Here is a 23912-nt window from a genome sequence, read left to right as displayed (position 1 = left end):
GTTAACTCGTCAACAGATCAATCAACTGGTTAACTGGTCAACCTTCCTCTGCCCTTTACCTTTCGTTAGACAACCCATATTTTTTTATCCCAGTTGTACGCGCCTTCATGCTCGGCTTCTACATTAATGTAGGTTTCGGCAATATCGGTGAGCAACTGGTCTGTATCTTCTTCTTCTCCCAAAGTTTTATCGAGTAGATCCGCGGCGCGTTCCATACCCATGGTAACGGCCAGTGATACCAATCCGCCGTAGGAGGCTATTTCATAATGTTCTATTTTTTGTGCAGCAATGACCAGGGCGGCATCGCGGGTCATGGATTGTTCTTCCGTTTCCCTGATGATATTCCTGCATTCGCGGAGCAAGCCATCCATGGCCTCACATTTTTTGCCCTCAGCTTTTTGTCCCACCATACGAAATACCTTTTCCAGCCGTTTTACGTGCCGTTCAGTTTGTTTCATATGTTCTTCAATGGCGTCTTCCAGCTCTTCGGTAGTGGCTGCATTTTTTACTTCGGGCAATGCCTTTAGTAATTCCTGTTCAGCATAATACATGTCTTTCAACTGGTCGATAAAAAACTTCTGCAGAAATGAGGGTGATTCCTCCTGTTGCAGGCTTCCCTTTTTTTTAGCAGGCTCTGAAGCTTCCGGTGTGTGCCCATTTTTTTTACCGGTTTCTGTAGCGGTAGCCATAACTCCAATATTTTGTGTGATAAAATGATTTTGTAAAAAGGATAGAGTGACATGCACTCTATCCTTCAGGATAACCCTGTTTTATTAAGTAACATATTTTTATCTGGAACTGCTTCTGCTGCGGTTTGATGAACCGGAGCGGCTTTTTCTTCCTGATCCGCTTTGTGACCGGCTTCGGGAAGACGATCTGTTGCTGCTGCCGGATGACGAACGGCCCTGGTTGCCACTCTGGCTACCCTGGCCTCTTCCGCCATGTGAAGATTCGCCACCCATACGGGCTATACGGCGTACTTCTTCTTTGGGCATGCTGGCGAATCCACGACGCGAATTGCCGGAGCTGCTTCTGCCTGAGCGGCCGGAAGAGGAACGATTGCCGCGTGAAGAAGAACCCTCTTCTTCATTGCGACCCCGGCCCTGACCCTGACCTCTGCTCTGACCCTGGCCTCTGCTCTGGCTCTGACCCTGGCGGCGGCCACCTGAGGATCTGCCTCCTCTGTCTTCATCATTATCATGTGAATGCTGGCCACCCATGCTGGCTATGCGGCGAACCTTTTCACGAGGCATACTGCCAAAACCCCGGCGTGAACGTCCCTGCCCCTGCATCTGACGTTGTCCGCCACCTTCATATTCGTCTTCATCCTCTTCATCATCGTCATAATCCTCTTCTTCTTCGCCTTCTTCCTGTCCATAGCGGCCCATCATGCGTCCGGTGTTTTCGTCTTCATCATCATCTTCATCTTCCTCAATATACCAATCGTCGTCATAGTCTTCCTCTTCTTCACCACCATAGCGTCCCTGCATGCGGGCGCTGTTGTCATCTTCATCATAATCTTCATCATACCCCTGATCTTCGTATTCGTTTTCATACTGCTGGCCATATCCACCCTGCATTCCTCCATAACGTCCTTGTTGGCCATATTGTCCTTCATGCTCATATCCACCGTACCCACCTTGCTGTCCGCTATACCGGCCCTGCTGACCATATTGCCCTTCCTGTCCATATCCACCGAAACCACCTTGCGTTCCGCCGTATCCCTGCTGGCCCCAGTTGCTGCCTTGCTGACGGCCGTAATTACCACCTTGTCCATATCCTTGCTGACCATAACCTCCCTGTTGACCATAACCTCCCTGTTGTCCACCTTGCATCCTTCTTCTACCATCTTCTTCGCGGTATCCATAATTTGTCTGCTGCCCACCCTGTCGTCCGTAATTTTGCTGTTGTCCATAGTCTTCATAGCTCCCTTGTGAACCGTAACGACCACGGTTTCCTTCATTTTGCCGGCGGCCGGAATCCTGCCTGCCCTGACGTTCTCTTCTTTGCATAACAAAAGTGTTTAAACGTTAGATAATTGGTATTATTATTACTTGCAATTTTAATGCTCACTCTATGCGTATGGTTGACAGTTTCTTTGTGTGGCGGGTATCGCAACACGTTATACACTTCGATGGTGGTAATCCGGAAATGTTGAACCTTAATAAGTGAATTGTTTAAATACGCAGCAATGTATAAACAAACGGTGCGAAGCTATTTTGTTGCCATTGGTAAAATAAAGCTATGTACATAGAATTGAATAAAAAAAATAAACCCCACAATTTTTATCTGGGGTTTTCATGCAGAACTATTTCCTCAATATGGTGTCTGTATTTATTGCTTCAAGGCTGTTTTATACTGGCACATGTTTTATATAAAATAATACAGCTATTCTCAAAGGGGGTGGTTTTGTAAAACAAAGTTTACATCCTGAAAAGGAAGAATAAATAGGAATACAAAATCTGAGATTAGACCCCAATAACCTGATCTGGATAATGCCAGCGAAGGGACGAGAAATTAAGAGGACTCCGGTACATCCGGAGTCTTTTTTTTTATTCAACAATGAAACCTCGTTCTCCTGATTGCATCGCATTGAACTTTGATAATGCGTGGTCTTTTTTAAGCAGTTCAACCAGTTTATGATGAACATCAGTAAATGATCTTTTTTGCGTCCAGTCAAATACATGATGCAACTGTTGATTTAAAGGTCCCCAGCGATGTGGTTCGCCATCCATACTAATAATTAAGCTGGGTGTTTTTGTAGCAGCAGCAATGTGCGATACACCTGTACAGTTGGCAATCAATAACTGCGCGTGTTCTATTAATGCGGCAACAATACCGAGACTCGTCTTTCCTGCCAGATTTGTTACAGACTGTTTCATCAGTTCTGCTAAATAGTCAGTGATAGGTGTTTCATTGGGCGTGCCTGTTAACACCACATGATAGCCATGGGTGGCGCAATGATCGGCCAGTGCAGCAAAATACAGCGGTGGCCATTGGCGGTCTTCGCTTCTAGAGCCAGGATGTACTATAACATATTTATCCTGTTGTACAAATGGCGCCACCTGTAACAACCCGGTTTCCTCCTGTTCTGTAATAGGAAATTCCAGCTGTGTGCCATAATCGGGAATACCAAGGTGTTGCATCAATAACAGGTGCCGGTTAATTTCATGTTCATTCTCCGGATATTCTAAAAATGTTTCTTCATTCATTAAGCAATCATTGCGATGAAAGCCTGCCAGTTGTTTGGGTTGTAACTGTTGCAGCATCTCATTTACTATAGTACCATTGCCCTGCATTTGCAGTATGCAATCAAATTCCTCCTGTTGCATAAGGCTAACAAACTCATCCCAGGCAGGTTGTGAAAATGGCTGTTCAGGTAAACCGGGATAACCGGGAAATACAATGTGCCTGTCGAGATATTTATTAAACCGTTCAACAAAAGCGTTCGCCCAGGGCAATCCTATCAGGGTGATCTCTGCCTGCGGAAATGCATGCCGCAATGCCCGGAAGGCCGGCACTGCGCACAACATATCGCCCAGTTGCAGGGCCCTGAACAAGGCAATCTTTGGTCTTTCACTATTAAATCTAATCATATGTATAATGTCTTAAATTTTATGGCGCCGTAGAGATTCCAGTAAATCGATAATACGGGGATGATGGCTGAAGTGCAGATCATTTCAATAACGTGGTTAAAACTGCGGGAGGTATGGCGCAACCTTTTCCAGGCAAACCAACCGGTTAATACCGCCCATGCTTCCAAACAATATAAAGTGATCTGTGTATTGCGAAATGCAAATCCAAGGGCCAGCAACAATGTACAGGCTATCAAATAATAGTACCGCGGGGTGTGACCAGTATTGGTCTTCATGAACAACCTTGTATGCTTCTTATATAATAAGGCGTTGAACATACTCTTTTTTTGTTCCCTTATACTGACGCCCCAGGACGCTGTGCGCACGGGATGTTGTATAATGGCGCCGGGTACTTTTATTATTGGAACCTCCTTTTCACTCAGGTCAAATTCAAGAGCGGTGTCTTCGCGCCAGGCCATGGTAAATTCTTCATCGAGCCCGTTGGTGAGTAACAACGCTTTGCGGCTGCAGGCGCAATTGGCGGTTACAAAACGGGCCTTTTCCAATTGAAAAATATTCATTTCATAATCGGTTGGCATGCCCGACAAGGGTACCTGTATGGTACCGGAAAAAGCAACGGCTGTATCCTGGTACGGTGCATAGGCCGCCCAGTATTGCGCCAGGCATTCGGGTTGTGGCACACAATCATCATCGGTAAAAACAATCAGTTCGCCCTGCGCTTTGCGCCAGCCGGCATTGCGGGCAGCTGCTGGTCCTTTTTTTACGGGTAACGACAAACAGGTGACTGCCACACCACCCATATAGGTTCTGAGCCATTGTTTCATAAATAGTACCGTTTCATGATCGGGCCCATCGGTTACAATGATGATCTCATAATTGGTTTTGTTGATGGTTTGATTGAGTAATGCAGTGAGGCAACGCTCCAGTAAGCTGGTGCGTTGCCAGGTGGCGATCACAACAGAAATGGATGGTTTCATGCAGCGGCATTTTTTTCCAGTAAGAATGAATTGATGACAAGGGCATCGAAGGGCGATGTCCAGAAACAGGCAATGGCATCTTTGGGCGTACACACAATAGGTTCGCCTCTTGTGTTGAAAGATGTATTGATCAATACCGGAATACCGGTGAGTTTATTAAACTCGTGCAACAGGTCATAATACAATACATGTTGCTGCCTGTTAACAGTTTGAATGCGGGCGGTACCATCCACATGCCGCACGGCGGGTATTTTGTCAACCTTCGCGGGATTGATGTTGTACACAAACAGCATGAAGGGCGATACGGTGGCATTCTCAAACCACTCGCCTGCCACCTCTTCCATCACCACCGGCGCCACAGGCCGGAAGTCTTCGCGGTCTTTTATTTCATTCAACTTTTGTTGCATGTTGGCGTCGGCGGGTGAAGCGAGGATGGAACGGCTGCCCAATGCACGGGGACCAAATTCCATTCTGCCCTGAAACCAGCCGATCACTTTATTGTCTGCCAACAATTGCGCAGTTTCCGCAGCTATATTGTGCAGCTTGCGGTAAGGTATTTTCATCCATTGTAATAATGTTTCTACTTCATCATCGGAATACGCGGGACCCAGATAGGCATGTTCCATTGTTTGTGCGGGCGCACCGGTAGTGTTGAATTTCCGGTCAATCCATTGGGCTGCGCCGAGCGCCGTACCCGCATCCCCGGCTGCGGGTTGTACCCAAATGTTTTTGAATGGCCCTTTATCGCGCACCACGGCATTCAACACACAATTCAACGCAACACCACCGGCCATACAAAGGTTATCCTGTTTGGTTTCGTTATGTAACCAGCGCACCAACGTCAATACCGTTTCCTCCAGCACTTTTTGTAAAGAATGGGCCACATCAAAATATCGTTGTTCGAACGTGGCTCCTTTTTTGCGTGCAGGACCAAAGGCGTCTTCCGGTGAAAAATCGTCAATGGTATAACTACCGTTTTCACCGATGTGAATGAAGGAGCGGAATTTTTCCAGATACACCGGTTTGCCATAGGAAGCCAAGGCCATTACCTTGTACTCATCTGATGAATGCAGGAAGCCCAGCCAGGTGGTCATTTTTTCGTACAACATACCTAATGAATGGGGCATGCGTACCTCCCCAATTTTTTCAAGACTGTTACCGTTGCCAATGAAATAGCTTGTGCTGGCCAGTTCACCCCGGCCATCGAGCGTTAAAACCGCTGCTTCTTTAAAAGGTGACGGATAAAAAGCACTCGCAGCATGAGCAATATGGTGTTCTACAAAATGCCATTTTTCCGGTTGTGTAACCATGCCGGCAAGCCGCTTTTGCAGGTGATGGGGATACCCATCGCGTAAATGCTGCGGAGCCTGCTGAATATAGGAAAGGAACAAGTCGTTCAACGCTGATGTAAATATATCTGTTACTTTATTGTTATCATCTGATGAGCCCTGCTGTTGCTTTTGCAATAATGCAGGATCGAATGAATAGGCAATGTGGTCAACGTCTTTCAGGGTAATGCCTGCTTCCTGTAAACAATAATCAATTGCATGATAAGGCAATTCGTAGGCAGAAAACGGTATTGGCCGCTTGCCATGCTTGATGTGTGTGAACCGTTCATCTTCTGCTGCTGCTACAATTACCCCATCTTTTATAAGTGCCGCAGCAGAGTCGTGAAAGGCTGCGTTGATTCCCAACGTATACATAATACCCGTATTTAATTGTTGATGTAATAGAAGTGATAAATTCTGAATGAATCAAATATCTTACCGTGCCATATCATTGATGTTGTCTATTATAAATGTAGACTTAACGCTCTCTTAATATGAATAATTGACAGAAGCGTTTCTCTTATTCCACAGAATCGTGCGGCATTCTTTTTTAAGTCCTCTCATAAGTGCTATTTCAAATAAGATACTACTTATGACTTCTACATTACATCAATCAGACAGGTTAAAGATCTTTACCTGGCACATTCATGGAAGCTATTTATACTATCTATCGCAATGTAATTTTGATATTTACATTCCGGTAAATGATAAAAAGAACGAGGGATATTATGGCCGTGGCAAAACATTTTTGTTCGGCGACAACGTAATAGAGGTGCCGGTTTCCGAAGTAAGGTCCATGCAGTTTGATTGCATCCTGTTTCAGTCGGAAAAGAATTTTCGCATCGATCAGTATGAAATATTGTCAGCCGAGCAACGAAAATTGCCGGCTGTTTATTTAGAGCATAATGCCCCCGCGCCATATGCAGTGGATTCTTACCACCCATTATATGATCCCAATGTAATCCTGGTGCATGTTACACATTATAATAAACTGATGTGGAAGAACAATGTGCCGATGATAAGAGTAATTCAACATGGAATAACTGAACCCTCCCATTCCTACACGGGTGAACTAAAGAAAGGGATCGTGGTGATCAATCATATAAAGGAGCGCGGCCGGATAACAGGCTGGGATATTTTTGAACGGGTGCGGAATGAAGTACCCATTGATCTGGCCGGCATGGGTACCGAGCAATATGGTGGATTGGGTGAAGTATTGTTCCCGCGTTTAACTGCTTTTACTACGCGTTACCGGTTTTTATTCAACCCCATCCGGCACACCAGTTTTGGCTTGTCGGTATGCGAAGCCATGATGGCGGGGATACCGGTAGTTTCACTGGCTACTACAGAATATGCCAACCTGCTACATAATAGAGAGTCAGCATTCATCAACACTGATGTCGATGCGCTGATTGCAGGGATGAAATTATTGTTGAGTGATCATTCTCTGGCAACCACCATGGGACAGCATGGGCGGGCTGTTGCGCAGGAACAATTTAATATGGACCGGTTTAAAAAGGAATGGAACGGGGTATTTCAATTTGCTATCAATAAAAAAATGATGACTGTATGAAGAACATAGCATTTATCAGTGAGCATGCATCGCCGCTGGCCTTGCTGGGTGGTATAGATAATGGCGGACAAAATGTTTATGTTGCCGAATTGAGCATGCAGCTGGCACGCAAGGGATATCACATAGATATTTATACCAGAAGGGAAAATACTGAAGTGCCGGATGTTGTGGAATGGAAACCGGGCGTTCGGGTGATTCATTTAACGGCGGGGCCGCCCTCCCACATACCGAAAGAACAACTGTTGAAGTACATGCAGGAATTCACTTTTCAAATGCTGTTCTTTATGAGCACGCATGAACTGTATTATGAATTGATCCATGCGCATTTTTTTATGTCGGCCCTGGTGGCATCCAATATAAAAAAGGCAACCGGCATTCCGTACGTGGTCACCTTTCATGCATTGGGACTGGTGCGTCAACTACACCAGAAACAACAGGATGGCTTTCCACCTGAAAGAACGCTGATCGAAAAGCATATTGTCGCCGATGCGAATTTGCTGATAGCCGAATGTCCGCAGGACAGACAAGACCTGATGGAGCATTACGATGCCGACCCCGCACGCATTGCTATTGTGCCCTGTGGGTTCAATCCCCGGGAGTTTTATCCCATCGACAGATCAGTGGCGCGGGACTTTTTGCGTTTGCCGCAACACGATAAAATAATTCTTCAATTAGGAAGAATGGTGCCCAGAAAAGGGGTGGATAACGTGATAAGGGCATTGGGCATTGCAAAGAATTATACCCGTTGCAATTTAAAGTTGCTGGTAGTAGGTGGTGAAAGTGAGCTGCCCGATCCGGGTTTAACGCCGGAGATCGGCCGGTTACAACAGGTGGCTATTGACAGTGGCGTATATGACCAGGTAACATTTACCGGTCGTAAAGCCCGCTCGATCCTGAAATATTATTATGCCGCGGCCGATGTGTTTATTTCCACCCCCTGGTATGAACCCTTTGGCATTACCCCATTGGAAGCCATGGCCTGTGGTACACCGGTGATTGGCAGCAATGTGGGGGGAATTAAATATAGTGTGGTGGATGAATATACGGGTTTCCTGGTTCCACCCCATGACCCCGACCTGCTGGCTGATAAAATATGCCAGTTGTTGAATGATACGCCCTTGCATACTGCTATGTGTAAGCATGCCATTAAACATGTGCGTCACGCGTTTACCTGGCATAAGGTAGCTGCTGATGTTCACCAGGTATATAATAAAGTCCTGAGCGATGTTCAAAAACAGGTAAAAGTTCTGCCGACAAAAAAGATCACCGACCACGCAGCCCTGCTTCATATTATGAACCTGCTTCCTGTTTTTAAAAGTTCAGCAATATGAAAAAGGCTGTGTTTATTGACAAAGATGGTACGCTGATAAAAAATGTGCCCTATAATGTAGATACCAGGTTAATAACATTTGAAGAACAGGTGATACCTGCGTTGCGATTGTTGCAGTCGAATGGTTACCAGTTGATCATTATAAGCAATCAACCCGGAATTGCCTTCGGTTATTTTTCAGAAGAAGCTATTCAGCAGGTTTACCAGTTTATTGCCACCCGGTTGCTGCTGCAGGGTATTGAGTTGAACGGTTTTTATTATTGCCCGCATCATGTTGAAGGCACCAACCGCCCTTATGCAAAAGCCTGTTATTGCCGCAAACCAATGCCGGGGTTGTTATTAAAAGCAGCCATGGACATTGATATCGACCTGGAAAGTTCCTGGATGATTGGGGATATTCTGCATGACTGTGAAGCGGGTAACCGGGCTGGTTGTGCCACCATCTTATTAAATACCGGTAATGAAACGGAATGGGTGTTGAATAATAACAGGCGCCCCGATTATGTATGCAGTAGCTGGAGTGAGGCTGCTGGTATTATAATACAATATGCAAATGCAAAAGCCAGTGTGGAACGCGTGTAAAAAGATCCTGTGCATAAGGGCTGATAATATGGGCGACCTCATTATGACAACGCCGGCATTAAAGGCATTGAAGGAAACCTTTCTTTGCCATATCACCGTGCTTACCTCTACCATGGCCCAAAGCATTGTGGGTTATATTCCAGTGATCGATGAAGTAATTATTCGTGACCTGCCCTGGATAAGATCAAATACTGCTGTTAGCGGTGCAGACCTGCTGGAGCTGGCGACGCAGCTGCGCAGCTATCAATTTGATGCGGCGATCATTTTTACGGTGTACAGTCAAAGTGCGTTGCCGGCAGCCCTGCTTACTATGATGGCCGGTATTCCCATTCGATTAGCCTATAGCCGGGAGAACCCATATGATCTGCTTACGCACTGGTTGCCCGATAAAGAACCTTACCATTTTGTGCAGCACCAGGTAAAACGCGATCTGGCGTTAGTAGCAGTGACCGGCGCTGTTACCAATGAAGACAGGTTGCTGATTGCTGTAAGCGGGAAAGACAGGCAAAACATGCAAGCCAAATTGCAACAGGCATCCATTGATACTTCAAATGGCTATCTCATTTTTCATCCCGGGGTAAGTGAAGAAAAAAGAAAATACCCGCTGCCACAATGGATCGAATTAGGACAACTGGTAAGTGAAATGGGGTTGCCCATCCTGCTCACCGGTACTGCTAAAGAAAAGGAACTGACAAGCGCCATAGCTGCGGGTGTCGGTGACAAGGCGACAGATGTGGCCGGACTATTTACTACGGGTGAGTTTATTGCATTGACAGCCGGCGCAGCGGGTGTTGTTTCGGTAAATACCGCTACCATTCATATTGCAGCCGCCTGTGAAACCCCGGTGGTGGTATTGTATGCACTTACCAATCCGCAACACACCCCCTGGAAAGTATGCGGCCGGATATTTCCCTATAATGTGCCGGATGGTTTGCAAAGTAAGAACGAAGTGATCGGTTATGTACGTAATTACCGCATGATACAACAGGCAGCGCTTCCCCAGCCTGCTGCCATTGCACAGGCGTTGGAATCATTATTGCAGCAAAAGAATGATGACGAATATATAGCACCCGATACCCTGATACTGTAATTCCTAACAGTTTGAAAATTGTATATTATGGTATGGAGGCCTGAAACCACATTAACAGAAAGACAAGTAAAACGGGGCATGAATCTCGTAATTGGGGACGGACTGGCTTCTGAAGCCATGACCACCCTTACGAGCGGCACCTTTCTCACTGCCATGGTGCTGTTGCTGAATGCCAATAATTTTCAAATAGGATTGCTGGCCGGGTTGCCTACCATAACCAATGTGTTTCAATTGTTGAGTGTATGGCTGGTTCGGCGATTTAACAACAGGCGCGCTGTTACGGTGATCTGTTCCATTTTGGCAAGAACGCCGCTGCTGATTATCGGGTTGCTGATCTTATTCTTTAAATCCATTCCCGTTGAATCGGTGATTGTGATCCTGATCTTTCATTATTTCTTTGGATCAATAGCCGGCCCCTGCTGGAATGCCTGGATGAAGGACCTGGTGCCTGAACGATCGCTGGGCGATTATTTCTCGCGCCGTACGAGTTACACCCAGGCGCTTAATATTGTATTGGGATTGTTGACCGCTTTTATTGTTGATTATACAAAGAACCATCGTATTACCGCCGAATTAAATGTATATGCGGGTTTATTTATTGGAGGTGGCATTGCCGGGATGATCAGCGCTGCCTGTTTGTCGGCCACACCAGAGCCATTGGGATTAAGAACGCAGGGCAACATTGTAAATATCCTGCAGCGGCCGCTGCGCGACCATAATTTCCGGCACTTACTGATCTTTAATTCTGCCTGGGTATTTGCCACCAATATAGCCGCTCCGTTCTTTGTAGTGTTTATGATGAAGAAGATGGGGCTCTCCATTACTTATATTATCGGGTACAATATCATCAGCCAGATCTGTAGTATTTTAACCGTACGCATGTGGGGCCGTTTTGCAGACAACTACAGCAATAAAACCATTATCGCCCTTGCCGCCCCACTGTATATACTCACCCTGATCGGCTGGTGTTATGTGGGCATTTATACGCACGCATACATGAACCTGTTATTGCTGCTGGTGATACATGCAGGCATGGGGATCAGCAATGCCGGCATTAACCTGTCGCTCACCAATATCAGTTTAAAGCTTTCGCCGTCGGAAGAATCTGTTGTATACCTCTCTACCAAAAATATCATCACCGCGCTTTTCTCCTTTATAGCCCCGCTGATCGGCGGGTACCTGGCCGATTTTTTCCAGAGCCGTTCTGTATCAATAGATGCGCAGTATAAAAGCCCGCACTGGGGAAAAGTAATTCATTTGCTGGACTTGCACGAATTGAATTTCCTGTTCCTGCTGGCAGCCGGACTGGCCTTTATTGCCGTTGAGCTGTTGGTACAAGTGAAAGAAACCGGCGAAGTAGAAAAAGATGTGGTGAAGAAGATGATCCGCAGTAATATTAAAAGCAATCTTAAGGAATACTTTGTGATTGGTCAGCTGATTGATTTGCATGATGCGTTCCGAAATCTTGTTCGGAAAAGATTACCGGGAAGAAGAATGGGCAATGGGCAATAGTTCAAAGTGCTGCTATTGCTCAGGCTGTTCAAGCTGGGCTACAAATAAAAAAGGTGGGTCGCTCTCTAAAAGAGCGGCTCACCTTGATAATATGAGGGTGCCCCCACCCTAGCTGATCTTCTCTGCTTTATACCCTGCCTGTTGCAGTTTCCCGATCACTTCATTTTCTTTTGTTGTATCATTGGTAGTTACCGTTAAGATCTTATTGGGATCCTGGATGTCGACCTGCCAGTTGTTTTCGCCTACTGCATCATTTAAATAAGGCGTTACGGTGGCCACGCAACCACTGCATTTGATCGTTGTTTTGAATTTTACTGTTTCCATACTGTTGAATTTATATTTTAACTGTTTTTAATCGTAAACTGTTTGTTACTACTGATACGGAACTTAGTGCCATAGCGGCGCCGGCGATCATGGGGTTTAACAGGAACCCGTTGACCGCATACAATACGCCTGCTGCCAATGGAATTCCGATCAGGTTGTATATAAAGGCCCAGAAAAGGTTCTGCCTGATGGTGCGAACCGTTTTGCGGGAAAGCAGCAATGCTTTGGGTATCGATTGCAGATCAGATGTAATAAGCGTCATGGTGGCTACGTCCATGGCAATATCTGATCCTCTTCCCATGGCAATGCTTACATCGGCCTGGGCCAACGCCTGCGAGTCATTGATGCCATCGCCCACCATGGCCACTACCCTGTTTTGCGCCTGCAGGTTTTTCACGAAGTCAGCCTTCTCTGCGGGCAATACGCCTGCTGAGAAATTTTTGATACCTGCTTCCGCTGCTATGGCCGCAGCTGTTTGTTCATTGTCACCGGTGAGCATATATACTTCAATGCCTCTTGCCTGTAATTGCTGAATAGCTTTAGCAGAGGTGGCTTTTATTTTATCGGCAATGGCGATGATGGCCAGCACCTGCTGCGCATCGGCAAAATAAATTACGGTTTGGGCCTGTTGTTGCAACAGTGCCGCCTGCTGCAGTAATGTTTTATCAATGGTCAACCGGTGCTCATCGATCAGTTGTTTGTTGCCTACATAGTACCGGTTGGTGCCCATTACGCCGGTTACGCCCCGGGCGGTAATGCTTTCAAAATTGTTCACGGCGCCCGCTTGTATGCCTTCCTGTTTTAATGCCTGCAACACTGCTTCGGCCAGCGGGTGCTCTGATTGCACTTCCAGACTGTATAGAATTTGTTTTAATGCCGCGTTCTTTTCTTTACCAGGCAACCAGTTCATTTGTGTCACCACAGGTTTGCCTTCGGTGATGGTGCCGGTTTTATCGAGGATCACGGCATCTACTTTATAAGCCAGTTCCAGGCTTTCTGCATCTTTTATAAGGATGTTGTTCTCGGCGCCTTTACCAATGCCTACCATAATAGCGGTGGGTGTGGCCAGGCCTAACGCACAGGGACAGGCAATCACCAGTACCGTTACCGAGGTTAACAGGGCATTGGTGAACGCATGATCGCCACCGGCGATCATCCATACAATGAAAGTGAGGATAGAAATTCCTATTACCACCGGGACAAAAATGCCGGCGATTTTATCGACCAGTTTTTGCACGGGCGCTTTACTACCCTGTGCTTCCTGTACCATTTTAATAATGTGGGCCAGCAGGGTATCGTTCCCCACCTTCTGCGCCAGGAACTGAAAGCTGCCTTTCTGGTTCACAGTGCCGGCAAATACTTTGCTGTCTTTTTCTTTTTGAACAGGTAAAGGTTCCCCGGTGATCATGCTTTCATCAACAAAAGAAGACCCGGTGGTTACCAAACCATCCACTGGTATTTTTTCACCGGGACGAACAAGAATAAGATGACCGGGCAACACATTGGAAACGGGTAACTCCTGTTCTTTCCCATTTATTAATACGCGTACCGTTTTGGGTTGTAAACCCATCAGTTTTTTAATGGCGGAGGAAGTATTGTGTTTGGCCCTTTCTTCGAGTAATTTACCGAGCGAAATAAAGGCGATGATCACGGAAGCTGCTTCATAATATACATGCGGGTGAATACCTCTTGCATGCCAGAAACCGGGCGCCAGTGTATTAAAGACGCTGAATAAAAAAGCAATGCCGGTGCTCAGGGCTACCAGGGTATCCATATTGGCCTTGCCATGCCGGGCCTGCTTTGCCGCGTTTATAAAGAACGAACGGCCAAACCAGCCAATGACCGGCAGCGTTAGGGCCATGGAGATATAGTTTCCATAAGGCATATTCATAAAGAACATGCCAATAATTACCACGGGCAGGGATAATACCGATGCCCAAATGGTGCGTTGCTTTAATTCGTTGTAATGGTCCTGCTGGGCTGCTTCCTGGATCTGCTGACTGTTTGCTTCATCGATGACCAGATCGTAGCCAATGGAGCGTACTGTTTGTTGTAGTGTAGCTGGCGTAGCAATGGCCGGGTCGTACTGCACCCAGGCGCTTTGGTTGGCGAAATTCACACCTGCATCTATTACGCCGCCCGCCGATCTAAGCATCGATTCAACGCTTACTGCACAGGCGGCACAGGTCATTTCAAGTACGGGAAAGGTTTTCTTTACCGTTTTTATTATTGTTGATTGGTCTTTTTCAATGGTACTCATATGGAATCCTTTGTACAAAGGTCCCATTAACTAATTAGTCCATTGTTATAACATTTGGCCTGAGAGTTATATAATTTAAAGGCAGGCAAACGGCAGAAGGCAGACGGCAGACATTGAAAGGCAGAAATAAGTTGATCAGTTGACCAGTTAACGAGTTGACAAGTTAACAGGTTGAAAGGGTTGATAGAGTTGATAAAGGAATTGTATGATGAAATAAAGGGAAAGATGAAAAGAGAACGGGGGATATCATCCTCGCGAGTCCTTTCACGTTTCACGTTTGCCGTTTCACGACCTGCCTGTTCTCCTACACTTTGTCTAATGGTTTACGGAATTTGTCTTTTAAATCCCTAAACTGTGACGGCGTCATGCCAGTTTCTTTCTTAAACTGCTGGGAAAGGTGTTGTACGCTGCTGTATCCCATTTGGTCGGCGATCTCGCTCAGGCTTAATTCATTATAGGTAAGCAATTCCTTTACGCGTTCAATCCGTTGGCGGATGGCATATTTTTCAATGGGAATGCCTTCGGTAGAAGAAAACAAATTGGATAAATAATGATAATCCAGTTGCAGCCTTTCTTCCAACAAAGCGGAAAGTTTTTTGTTATTGCCCTCTTCATTGCGATGAACAAGGGCTATTATAATATTCTTAACTTTCTCTACCAGCTTTTCTTTTTTATCGTCGAGCAGTTCAAACCCAATGGCGGTTAAACCTTTATTTAAATAGTCGAGTTGTGTGGGGGTAGGTTCCATTTCCAGTTCCACTTCCCCTAAATTCACCCTGGTATAGGGAATGCCGGCTTGCTGTAATTGTTCTTTTATAGCCAGGATACACCGGTCGCATACCATATTTTTTATATAGAGTTGCATATTGCAAAGATACAGCTTCTATTTTTTCAATAATTTAGGGTTACACAATTGTTTCGTATGAATGAAGAAAGACGTATTGAATTTATAAAAGCGGCTATCTTTTATGGTTCGCTGGATGAAGCAGAGCAAATGATGGCCGCGCATCCCGAAATAGCTACCAGTGACATACACACGGCTGCTATAACGGGAAACGCAGCCCTTGTTCGCGACTGGCTGGCGGAAGACCCGGCCAATGCCACCACGGTTTCGGAACCATATGGCGGCACGGCACTGGTGTATCTGTGTCTTTCCAAATACCTGCGATTGCATAAAGAAAAAACTGATGATTTTGTTCAGGCTGCTACAGCTTTGCTGGATGCCGGGGCTGACCCCGGTTTAGGATTTCAAACGGCATCGCCCTATGTTGAATATGAAACGCCTTTATATGGCGCTGCAGGATTGGCGCATAATGCCGCACTTACCAAACTGCTACTTGACAGGGGCGCTGAGCCTAACGATGAAGAAGCGGTGTACCATTCGCCTGAGACTTACGAGAACGACGCCATGCAGTTACTGGTTGAAACAGATAAGCTCACGAAAGAAAACCTGTCGATGATGCTGATAAGGAAAATTGACTGGCACGATGAGAAGGGATTGGAATACCTGTTGGCGCATGGAGCCGACGCCAATGGGGAAAGAAAGCGCGGCTGGCATGCCCTGCATCATGCGTTAAAACGCGCCAATGGAATAATGGTCTTCGAAAAATTACTCAACGCCGGCGCCGATCCGCACTTATCGAGCAATGGGATTACCGCCATCACCATGGCCGGCTGTGAAGGCCGGGGTGATGTGTTGTCTTTATTTAAGCAACGCGGGGTTGACATAGAACAGCAGGGTGTTTTTAAATTGATAGCCGCCTGTGCTATGGATGATGGCGATGCAGTGAAAAAACTGGCTGCGCAATCCCCTACTGTTGTTGCGCAAATAAAAGACATAGGCGGTGAATTGCTGACCCGCTTTAGTGTTTGTGGCAATGCAGCGGGGATACAGCATTTGTTGAACCTGGGCATTCCCGCCAACGAGCCTTATCGCAATGGCGACGGTTATTACGAAATACCAACGGGAAGTCTGGCTATCCATGTAGCAGCCTATCGAGGATATCCCGCTGTTGTTAAAACCCTGATCGCAGCCGGTTCGCCAGTTGATGTGGCAGATAAAAACGGACAAACACCGCTGGCGCTGGCCATCAAAGCTTGTGTAGATTCTTACTGGATGGTACGGCGTTCCCCTGAGTCCGTTAAAGTGTTACTGGAAGCTGGTGCATCTGTTAAAAATATTCCCTTTCCTTGTGGATACGAGGAAGTTGATATCTTACTGGCTGCTAAACGCTAAAGGCAAACGGCAGACGGCAAACGGCAAACATGGCTCGCGATTATTTGCAATTAATAAACGATCTTGAGCCACAGGAAATTCTCTGCCTTCTGCCGGCTCACCACTAAAATTATTTTCGTATATTTGCCCCCTCTTCATTTATCCCGATTTAATGTAATAGATAATTTCTTTCCCGATTGACATAGTAACAGCACCCGCAAGCTGGCACTGTTCTGTTTTATTTGTTTAACTATTGAAGAAAGAAATTATGCTATTTCTGCAGAATCTCTCCTATATACATCCCAACAAGGAATTATTGTTTGAAAATATTTACCTGACTGTTAACAGCCGGGACAAAATTGCATTGATCGGTAACAACGGCAGCGGTAAATCTACTTTATTAAAGATCATTGCCGGTGAATTGCCACCGCATGAAGGGCAGCTTGTACTGGATACTATTCCCTATTATATTCCGCAGTTATTCGGTCAGTATAATCACCTGACCATTGCGCAGGCATTGCGCATCGATGGCAAGCTTTCAGCGCTACACGAGATCCTCGCCGGGAATGTAACTGAACACTATCTTAACCAGCTGAACGATGACTGGACGATAGAAGAAAGATGCCGGGAAGCCTTACAATACTGGCAGTTGAACGAATTGCCACTCTCCCAGCCTATGGCTATCCTGAGCGGTGGACAAAAAACAAAAGTGTTCCTGGCGGGCATCCATATTCATCAACCACAACTGGTGTTGCTGGATGAACCAAGTAATCATTTGGATACTGCGGGCAGAGAACTGTTGTATGAATTTATAGCCACCACTTCCTGCGCATTGATAGTGGTAAGCCATGACAGGAAACTGCTGAACGGTCTGCAGTCGATTGCTGAATTGAGTAAACGCGGATTAACGCTATATGGCGGTAATTATGATTTTTATGCAGAACAGAAAGCTATCGCCAACAATGCCCTGAGCCAGGACATTCAAAGCAAGGAAAAAGCATTGCGTAAGGCAAAGGAGAAAGAAAGGGAAGCCATGGAGCGGCAACAAAAGCTGGATGCCCGGGGCAAACGCAAACAGGAGAAAGCGGGCGTTGCCCGGATAATGATGAACACACTTCGGAACAATGCAGAAAACAGTACGGCAAAGGTCAAAGGTGCGCATGGCGAAAAGATCAGTGGTATTTCTGAGGAATTACAGGCCCTGCGTAATGAACTGCCTGACATAGACAAAATGCAGCTTGGTTTTGATAATACTACATTGCACCAGGGAAAGATGCTATTTTCCGCTACCGGCATCAATCTTGAGTTTGGTAAACAACAGCTGTGGAAGAAGAACCTCGATCTTCAAATAAACAGTGGAGAACGGATCGCTATCAAAGGTTTGAATGGCTCGGGTAAAACCACCCTGTTCAGGATCATCCTGGGTGAACTGGAACCGGCTATTGGCACCGTATTCCGCGCTGACAATAAAAGTGTTTACATTGACCAGGACTATTCTTTGATCAATAACCAGCAAACGGTATATGAACAGGCTCAGCAATATAATAAAACGGGTTTGCAGGAACATGAGATCAAGATCAGGCTCAGCCGCTTCCTGTTCTCAAAAGACGATTGGGATAAGCCGGGTAATGCGTTAAGCGGCGGGGAGCGCATGCGGCTGCTGTTGTGCTGTCTTACCATTGGCAACCAGGCGCCTGATATTATTATGCTGGATGAGCCAACCAATAACCTTGATATTCAAAATATTGAAATATTAACCGCCGCCATCAATGCCTATACCGGAACATTGTTGGTGGTGTCGCACGATCTGCATTTTCTGGAGCAGGTAAATGTTAAGAGTACATTTAACGTTTGAGCTAAATGAAGATAAAGCAGATCTTAAAAAAATTGATCCGGATCATTTTTGAAAAAAACGCATTTAATCAATTGTAACAAAAACAATTAAAGGGAATGCGCCTGCTATATTTTTTCATTAACGTAAAACAATCCTTTCAAACCCCTTTCTTTTATTTCAATTACTTATTATATTTGAATACTGCTGGTGTGCAACCAGACAGTCTAAGAGATGGCCCCGTTTTTTCCGATATCTTATGAGTCAGTCCGATCCATGACAGTCCAATTCCATTGAAAAAGTCAACACTCTAATTAGTACAAATTATTAAACCCAAAACCCCATTCGATGGGGTTTTTCTGTTAGGCAGAAGGCACCTCTGCCTTCTGCCTAATTTATGCTTTTTTCGGTTTACCTAAACCAACTTTATAATTATCGGGCGTACCGGTGATGGTAAGGTTCATAAAACGGATCCGCTTATCCCTGTCGCGGTATTCAATGGCGTCAACCTGATCGGGGTCTACTTCTTCTTTTTTCTTATGGAACAACATATTGAAACCAACCGAAGTGACCATTTTCAGCGGAACGCGTACATAGTAAGCCATCTTCAGATCGAGCGACTGGGTGCCGGAGAATTCCAAAAAGCCCAATGAAGAGTTGATATTCATGGTTGGAATGTTCAGCATGTTATCTTTAAACGTAAGCACATTACGCAGGGTGTCGAACCGGATCCTGGTCATGTTCTTGTCCTTGAAGTAAGCCGCCATAGCAGCCATGGGCGCAAAGTTCACCAGCTCTCCGTTGTAAATGTTTACATTTAGTTCCGCCTGTGACTGATCCATCATAGGTGTTAAATCGGGATGCACGCGCATATAGCCTTTTATTTGTCCGGTTATATGACCCTTGAGGTTTTTATTAATCACATAATCCTGGCCCAGGTAATCGAGCTTTAACAGCATTTTCTCCAGGTCTACATCATCCACTTTAATACGCGTTCTTAAATAGATCTTGTCGGGCGTACTGCCATTGAAGTGCGCGCGGGCATCGATCTTGCCACCAGCCATTTCCATGTGCAGGGTATCCAGGTACAGGTGGTGAGTCTCCAGCATCCGCATGTTGGTCTCGATGTTCTTGATCCACAACCGGCGATACTTCACCTTGCCGATATTTATTGAGGCATTGAAATTTATGAAGGGTACTTCAAAAATATTAAATGCTTTGGCGTGTGCTGAAGCAGATACCGTACGAGCCGGTGTATTGGCAGCTGCCGTATCAGTCATGGCAGGCGGTGTTTCCTCCATGGCGGTGAACTTATAATTGGTCAGCTGGTCAACATCGAGAAAGCGGGAATTGAATTTAAGGTAATTCTCTTTTATTTTCCGGGCGCTGTCGTTACCGGTGTACAGGCGCATATTGATATCGAAATCGCTGCGGCCGATCCTGCCCGTAAGCGTGTCGATCTTAATAAAGTTATCGGTATTGAATTTTACATTGCCTTTGATACTATCCAGTTGAATGGCGTGTTTGGTTAACTGGCCTGAAATATTGGCAATTTTAACGTTGGCGAATTTGAACACAGAGTCGTAGCGCAGCTGGCTTTTGGAACGAAGCCACAGGTTGGTAGCCACTTCATCCTGCCAGTCATTGGGGACCATTTTTTTGCTTCTGCGGCCCAACAGGTCGCGCATGGCCAGGCGTTGTGATTTCAGGTCGAATGCAATTTCGGTCCTGCCCTTTTTCACTTTATCGAACCAGAGCGCATAGTTATTTACGCGGCCGCTGAACTGGATGTCTGAACTGTCGATGTGACCGGCAAAATTCTTTAACCGCAACATGGTATCGGCAATGGTGAGCTCGGCGCCAAATTCTTTGAACTCATGCGGGTATCTTTTGAAGTCGGCATGCAGGTGTTCTATCTTTACAACCCCTTTAGGCAAAGGATTGGGATGTAACAATTCCTTTACCGAAGTCTCCAGCGATACACCGATGTTGAATCCATAGATCTCTTCTTTTCCTTTATGTGTTTTGGCAGTATCGATGTTCATGAGCTCGCGCAGGATCATTTGTTTGCTGTGCGCATGCAGGGTAGCCAGTACGGGTTTGCTTTGTGCGTGGAAAATAGCAGGCAGATCGCTCAGCGAACCATCTATGTAAAAATCGGAATGCCCGATGTTACATACCAGTGAATCCAACGTTACAAAGCCATTCTTCATGTTGGCGTGCAGGTTCAGGTGTTCTACGTTATGTGGGTAATCAGGTATGCGGAAGGTGAGGTTGCGTATGGCAAGTTCGCTTTGAATGCCTTCGGTGAGTTTACCCATCGATTGCTCGGGGGCGCTGATGTCCATCAGTTCTTTAAAATTCATTTTTAAACTGATCTGCCCTGTAATGCGTTGCAGGTCTTTTATGCCCAGGAAGGCGCCAATAAATTCCAGTTCGAGATTGGAATTTAACTGCATGAGAATTTTGGGGCTCTCAAAATTACGCATGATGAAATTCCCGTCAAAAACGCCGGTGCCCGGTTTGGCATGCATACCCAGTAAACGCAATTCTGATGTCTTAAGGTTGCGGCCATCGCCATTGGTGTAATAACCTTTAAAGGCCAGCGAATCCAGCTTTTTATTGGTTTCAGAATTGTGCAGCCACGCTTCGGAACAGCCGAAATTAAGATCTATACGCGGCATTTGTCCATTAGCCAGACTGCCCTTCACAGTTCCATCAAAATTTACATGGCCATCGTATTTAAAACGTTTTATTTGTTTAGCAGCCGATTCAGGTACAAAAGCAAACAGCTGTTGCAGATCGGGTCTGTCGCCGGCGAATTTAATATCGATGGCGTTATTGTTTTTCTTCAGACTATAAGTTCCTGCTACATTGAACACCGCCTCTTCGAACTTAAGTTTCCCGGTATCGATGGTAAGCAATTCATTGCTTTTTGCATAAGAGACCACAAAATCAGTTTCTACATGTTTATTGCGGAACAAAGTCGGGTAAGCGGCACTGGTATAATCGATGACGAATTTTCCATTGAGGCCCGCATTTATCTTCAGACTATCGTTCAGGATCGACGAGGTTATCTTTTCTATCTTCGAAACGATGGTTTGATTGTTTTGTTTATCGATGAAAGAAATCGTCATCCCCTTCAGCACGATCTTTTTGATATCTAACTTCAGCGGTGATTCGGTAGTATCAGTTGCCTTTGTAGTATCCGGGGCCATACGGCTGGCTTCTATAATGTTCAACTGGCCGTCTTTTTCTTCCACCAGGTCGAGGTGGCCATTTCTTGTGCCTATCACTTTCACCCTGTAATTCTGATTCAGAATATCTGACAGGCTGAACCCTGCAAAAACCCGTTCAGCCGCAAACAGGGGCTTGCCGGTAGTGTGTTTGGTGGCATAAAAGCGCACCTGGCTTAACCGGATGGAGATGTAGGGAAAATTATCTAAAAAAGAGATCTCGCTTTTTTCAACGGAGATGGTACCGGGCAGTTTTTTATTCAGCTCTTTTAAAGCCATCTTCACCAGCCTGGTTTGCTGTGTGGTGAGAATAACAAATGCGGTTCCTAACAACAACAGGATCACAATAACCGGTATTAACAGAAACCGGATGAGCCTTTTACGCGTTTTGCTTTTCATGGACGAATTGGTTGGGGGTTCTAATTACGGTCAAGCAAAGCCGGTACAAAAATAACTCTTGAATGCTTAAAAAAATACAAAGCTTTACAGGGAACTACGAGTTTCTCCGTAAAGCTTTGTTGTTAACGAAATATTGGGAATAAAAGTGTGTGCGGGCAACGGTCATTTAGCTACAACATATACCAATTCGGCAACATGTTTACCACTATTGCCTTCTACTACAATGAAGGGTGCATACTTAGGGGAATGGATTCGACGGCGTTAACTTGCTGTGAGCAGAAAAGGATTGAAGCGTCGTATATTTAGTAAATGAACCTGCAACTACACAACCCGGAAAACCTTTTTCCACCTTATCGCAATTATAGTCATGCCGTACAGGTGAGCGGTAACACCAGCTTTTTATTTATTAGTGGTTTGAATGGTTATTTGTCGAACGGCACAGATATGCCCGAAACATTTGAAGAACAGGCAGAGCTGATCTGGCAACATCTGGGCACTATACTTAATTCCGCTGGCATGAACTATCAGCATCTTGTTTCCCTTCGTTTTTACCTGGCAGATCCCTCGTATGACGAAGCGAATGTAAAAACGTTGATGAAGTACCTGGGGAGCCATGCTCCTGCCCGAACGGTTATTTGTAGTCAGTTACTGGATAAAAGATGGAAACTTGAAATTGAGGCAGTGGCGGCCAAATAATTTTTTTCATTTTGCAGTATATTTTTCAGGAAATCAATTTTTTAAGCTAGATTTGCACCCCCAAAGGCACTTTATCAGGTAGTAAAAATCCTTGTAATAGAGGGTTTTAAACCTGAGTTGCCGAGTTCGGGTGGTGGCGCAGCCCGGTAGCGCACTAGCATGGGGTGCTAGGGGTCGCAAGTTCGAATCTTGTCCACCCGACGAAATGAATGTCAAAAGACATCAAGCCTGTAAATCTAAATTGATTTACAGGCTTTTTTATTTTTCCTGATATCAAATTATAGCAGAAAATATCAAATCTCAAGTGAGCAATCCGGTGAGTCAAATTTGGCATTGACTTTGAACTCACTAAGTGCTATGCAAGTGGTTGACATTCATCCAGATAGTCCACTTTTTCTGACATTTTTTGATAGGATTCGAAACGGATTCGAATCTGAGGACTGATGGAATATGTGAGCAAGAATTCAATTCATTTCAAAACCTATCAAATCATGTTTATGGAAAGCACTCATACGTTTGCCATTGACTTCCTTATTAGACGATGCAAGGATGACAAAAAGAAAGCTTACATTTTTGCTCGTATCACTGTTGATGAAGAGCGGGCAGAAATTTCAACTAAAGAAAGAATCGACGCCAATAATTGGGATTCCGACAAGGAAACGGTCAAGGGTAAATCAATTGAAGTAAAAGAAATCAATCAACACATTGAAGACATCAGGCATAAGATTAGGTCAAAATATCGCACGCTGAAAGAAACCGAGGCTTTGATCACAGCTGAATCTGTAAAGCAGGCGTATTTAGGAATCCATTCTTCCCAAAAAGGCCATACACTTAAGGAGCTTACGGAGTACTATAAAAAAATCTGGGAGGACAAACTCAAAAAAGACGGTTTTAAAAATTACAAAACAACCATAGAGTATGTTAATCACTTTTTGGAAAGTAAAGACACAGATAAGGGCGTTT

At 45.3% G+C, this 23912-nt stretch carries 18 protein-coding genes, 1 tRNA gene and 1 riboswitch; of the genes, 10 read left to right on the top strand and 9 right to left on the bottom strand.

What is annotated here, in order from left to right:
* Positions 1-65 precede the first annotated feature (65 nt).
* From ACJ751_RS15950 to ACJ751_RS15930, 5 genes are all read right to left on the bottom strand, one after another.
* Positions 66-689: a ferritin-like domain-containing protein gene (locus tag ACJ751_RS15950; protein ID WP_407746496.1), complete on the bottom strand. Its 624-nt coding sequence runs from the start codon at positions 687-689 to the stop codon at positions 66-68.
* Between the two features lie 99 nt (positions 690-788).
* A complete protein-coding gene (locus tag ACJ751_RS15945; RefSeq protein ID WP_407746495.1) occupies positions 789-2012 on the bottom strand; it encodes a KGG domain-containing protein in 1224 nt (407 codons plus the stop codon).
* A gap of 377 nt (positions 2013-2389) precedes the next feature.
* Positions 2390-2527, top strand: a riboswitch (TPP riboswitch).
* A 25-nt stretch (positions 2528-2552) separates the two neighbouring features.
* The gene (locus tag ACJ751_RS15940; protein WP_407746494.1) at positions 2553-3596 is read right to left on the bottom strand and encodes a glycosyltransferase family 9 protein; all 1044 of its coding nucleotides are present in this window, start codon (positions 3594-3596) and stop codon (positions 2553-2555) included.
* On the bottom strand, positions 3593-4573 hold the full coding sequence (locus ACJ751_RS15935) for a glycosyltransferase family 2 protein (protein ID WP_407746493.1): 981 nt from the start codon (positions 4571-4573) through the stop codon (positions 3593-3595). Before ACJ751_RS15935 ends, ACJ751_RS15940 begins: the two co-directional genes overlap by 4 nt.
* Positions 4570-6276, bottom strand: coding sequence for a carbamoyltransferase (locus tag ACJ751_RS15930; protein ID WP_407746492.1), 1707 nt, complete (start codon positions 6274-6276; stop codon positions 4570-4572). Before ACJ751_RS15930 ends, ACJ751_RS15935 begins: the two co-directional genes overlap by 4 nt.
* 217 nt (positions 6277-6493) lie before the next feature.
* On the opposite strand from ACJ751_RS15930, the gene ACJ751_RS15925 reads away from it, so the two are divergent.
* The 5 genes from ACJ751_RS15925 to ACJ751_RS15905 all read left to right on the top strand — a co-directional run bounded on the left by ACJ751_RS15925 (position 6494) and on the right by ACJ751_RS15905 (position 11988).
* Positions 6494-7474, top strand: coding sequence for a glycosyltransferase (locus ACJ751_RS15925; RefSeq protein WP_407746491.1), 981 nt, complete (start codon positions 6494-6496; stop codon positions 7472-7474).
* Positions 7471-8805 (top strand): glycosyltransferase family 4 protein, encoded by a 1335-nt coding sequence (locus ACJ751_RS15920; protein WP_407746490.1) that lies wholly within the window; start codon positions 7471-7473, stop codon positions 8803-8805. Before ACJ751_RS15925 ends, ACJ751_RS15920 begins: the two co-directional genes overlap by 4 nt.
* Positions 8802-9386, top strand: coding sequence for a D-glycero-alpha-D-manno-heptose-1,7-bisphosphate 7-phosphatase (locus ACJ751_RS15915; protein ID WP_407746489.1), 585 nt, complete (start codon positions 8802-8804; stop codon positions 9384-9386). The genes ACJ751_RS15920 and ACJ751_RS15915 overlap by 4 nt, the downstream gene beginning before the upstream one ends.
* On the top strand, positions 9358-10476 hold the full coding sequence (locus ACJ751_RS15910; RefSeq protein ID WP_407746488.1) for a glycosyltransferase family 9 protein: 1119 nt from the start codon (positions 9358-9360) through the stop codon (positions 10474-10476). The genes ACJ751_RS15915 and ACJ751_RS15910 overlap by 29 nt, the downstream gene beginning before the upstream one ends.
* Positions 10477-10554: 78 nt before the next feature.
* Positions 10555-11988 carry an MFS transporter gene (locus ACJ751_RS15905; protein WP_407746487.1) on the top strand — a complete coding sequence of 478 codons (1434 nt, stop codon included), beginning with the start codon at positions 10555-10557 and terminating at the stop codon, positions 11986-11988.
* A 108-nt stretch (positions 11989-12096) separates the two neighbouring features.
* Here ACJ751_RS15905 and ACJ751_RS15900 read toward each other — a convergent pair whose 3' ends face one another.
* The 3 genes from ACJ751_RS15900 to ACJ751_RS15890 form a co-directional block, all read right to left on the bottom strand.
* A complete protein-coding gene (locus ACJ751_RS15900) occupies positions 12097-12312 on the bottom strand; it encodes a heavy-metal-associated domain-containing protein (protein WP_407746486.1) in 216 nt (71 codons plus the stop codon).
* A gap of 10 nt (positions 12313-12322) precedes the next feature.
* Positions 12323-14572 carry a heavy metal translocating P-type ATPase gene (locus tag ACJ751_RS15895; protein ID WP_407746485.1) on the bottom strand — a complete coding sequence of 750 codons (2250 nt, stop codon included), beginning with the start codon at positions 14570-14572 and terminating at the stop codon, positions 12323-12325.
* Positions 14573-14876: 304 nt separating this feature from the next.
* Positions 14877-15437 carry a helix-turn-helix domain-containing protein gene (locus ACJ751_RS15890; protein ID WP_407746484.1) on the bottom strand — a complete coding sequence of 187 codons (561 nt, stop codon included), beginning with the start codon at positions 15435-15437 and terminating at the stop codon, positions 14877-14879.
* A gap of 57 nt (positions 15438-15494) precedes the next feature.
* Between ACJ751_RS15890 and ACJ751_RS15885 the strand changes: the two genes are divergently transcribed.
* Entirely contained in the window at positions 15495-16808 is a 1314-nt protein-coding gene (locus ACJ751_RS15885; protein WP_407746483.1) for an ankyrin repeat domain-containing protein, read from the top strand.
* A 247-nt stretch (positions 16809-17055) separates the two neighbouring features.
* Complete coding sequence (locus ACJ751_RS15880) at positions 17056-18642, top strand: ABC-F family ATP-binding cassette domain-containing protein (RefSeq protein WP_407746482.1); 1587 nt, start codon at positions 17056-17058, stop codon at positions 18640-18642.
* Positions 18643-19013: 371 nt separating this feature from the next.
* Here the strand turns inward: ACJ751_RS15880 and ACJ751_RS15875 are convergent, their stop codons facing one another.
* Positions 19014-22253 carry an AsmA-like C-terminal region-containing protein gene (locus tag ACJ751_RS15875; RefSeq protein ID WP_407746481.1) on the bottom strand — a complete coding sequence of 1080 codons (3240 nt, stop codon included), beginning with the start codon at positions 22251-22253 and terminating at the stop codon, positions 19014-19016.
* 309 nt (positions 22254-22562) lie between these two features.
* On the opposite strand from ACJ751_RS15875, the gene ACJ751_RS15870 reads away from it, so the two are divergent.
* From ACJ751_RS15870 to ACJ751_RS15860, 3 genes are all read left to right on the top strand, one after another.
* The gene (locus ACJ751_RS15870; RefSeq protein ID WP_407746480.1) at positions 22563-22949 is read left to right on the top strand and encodes a RidA family protein; all 387 of its coding nucleotides are present in this window, start codon (positions 22563-22565) and stop codon (positions 22947-22949) included.
* 127 nt (positions 22950-23076) lie between these two features.
* Positions 23077-23150: transfer RNA gene (locus ACJ751_RS15865), tRNA-Pro, on the top strand.
* 296 nt (positions 23151-23446) lie between these two features.
* A partial coding sequence (locus tag ACJ751_RS15860) for an Arm DNA-binding domain-containing protein (protein ID WP_407746479.1) occupies positions 23447-23912 on the top strand: 466 nt, incomplete at its 3' end.

The organism is Niastella sp. (assembly GCF_045805085.1).
In the GTDB taxonomy this organism is placed as follows: Bacteria; Bacteroidota; Bacteroidia; order Chitinophagales; family Chitinophagaceae; genus Niastella.
This window is presented reverse-complemented; position numbering and strand designations above follow the sequence as displayed.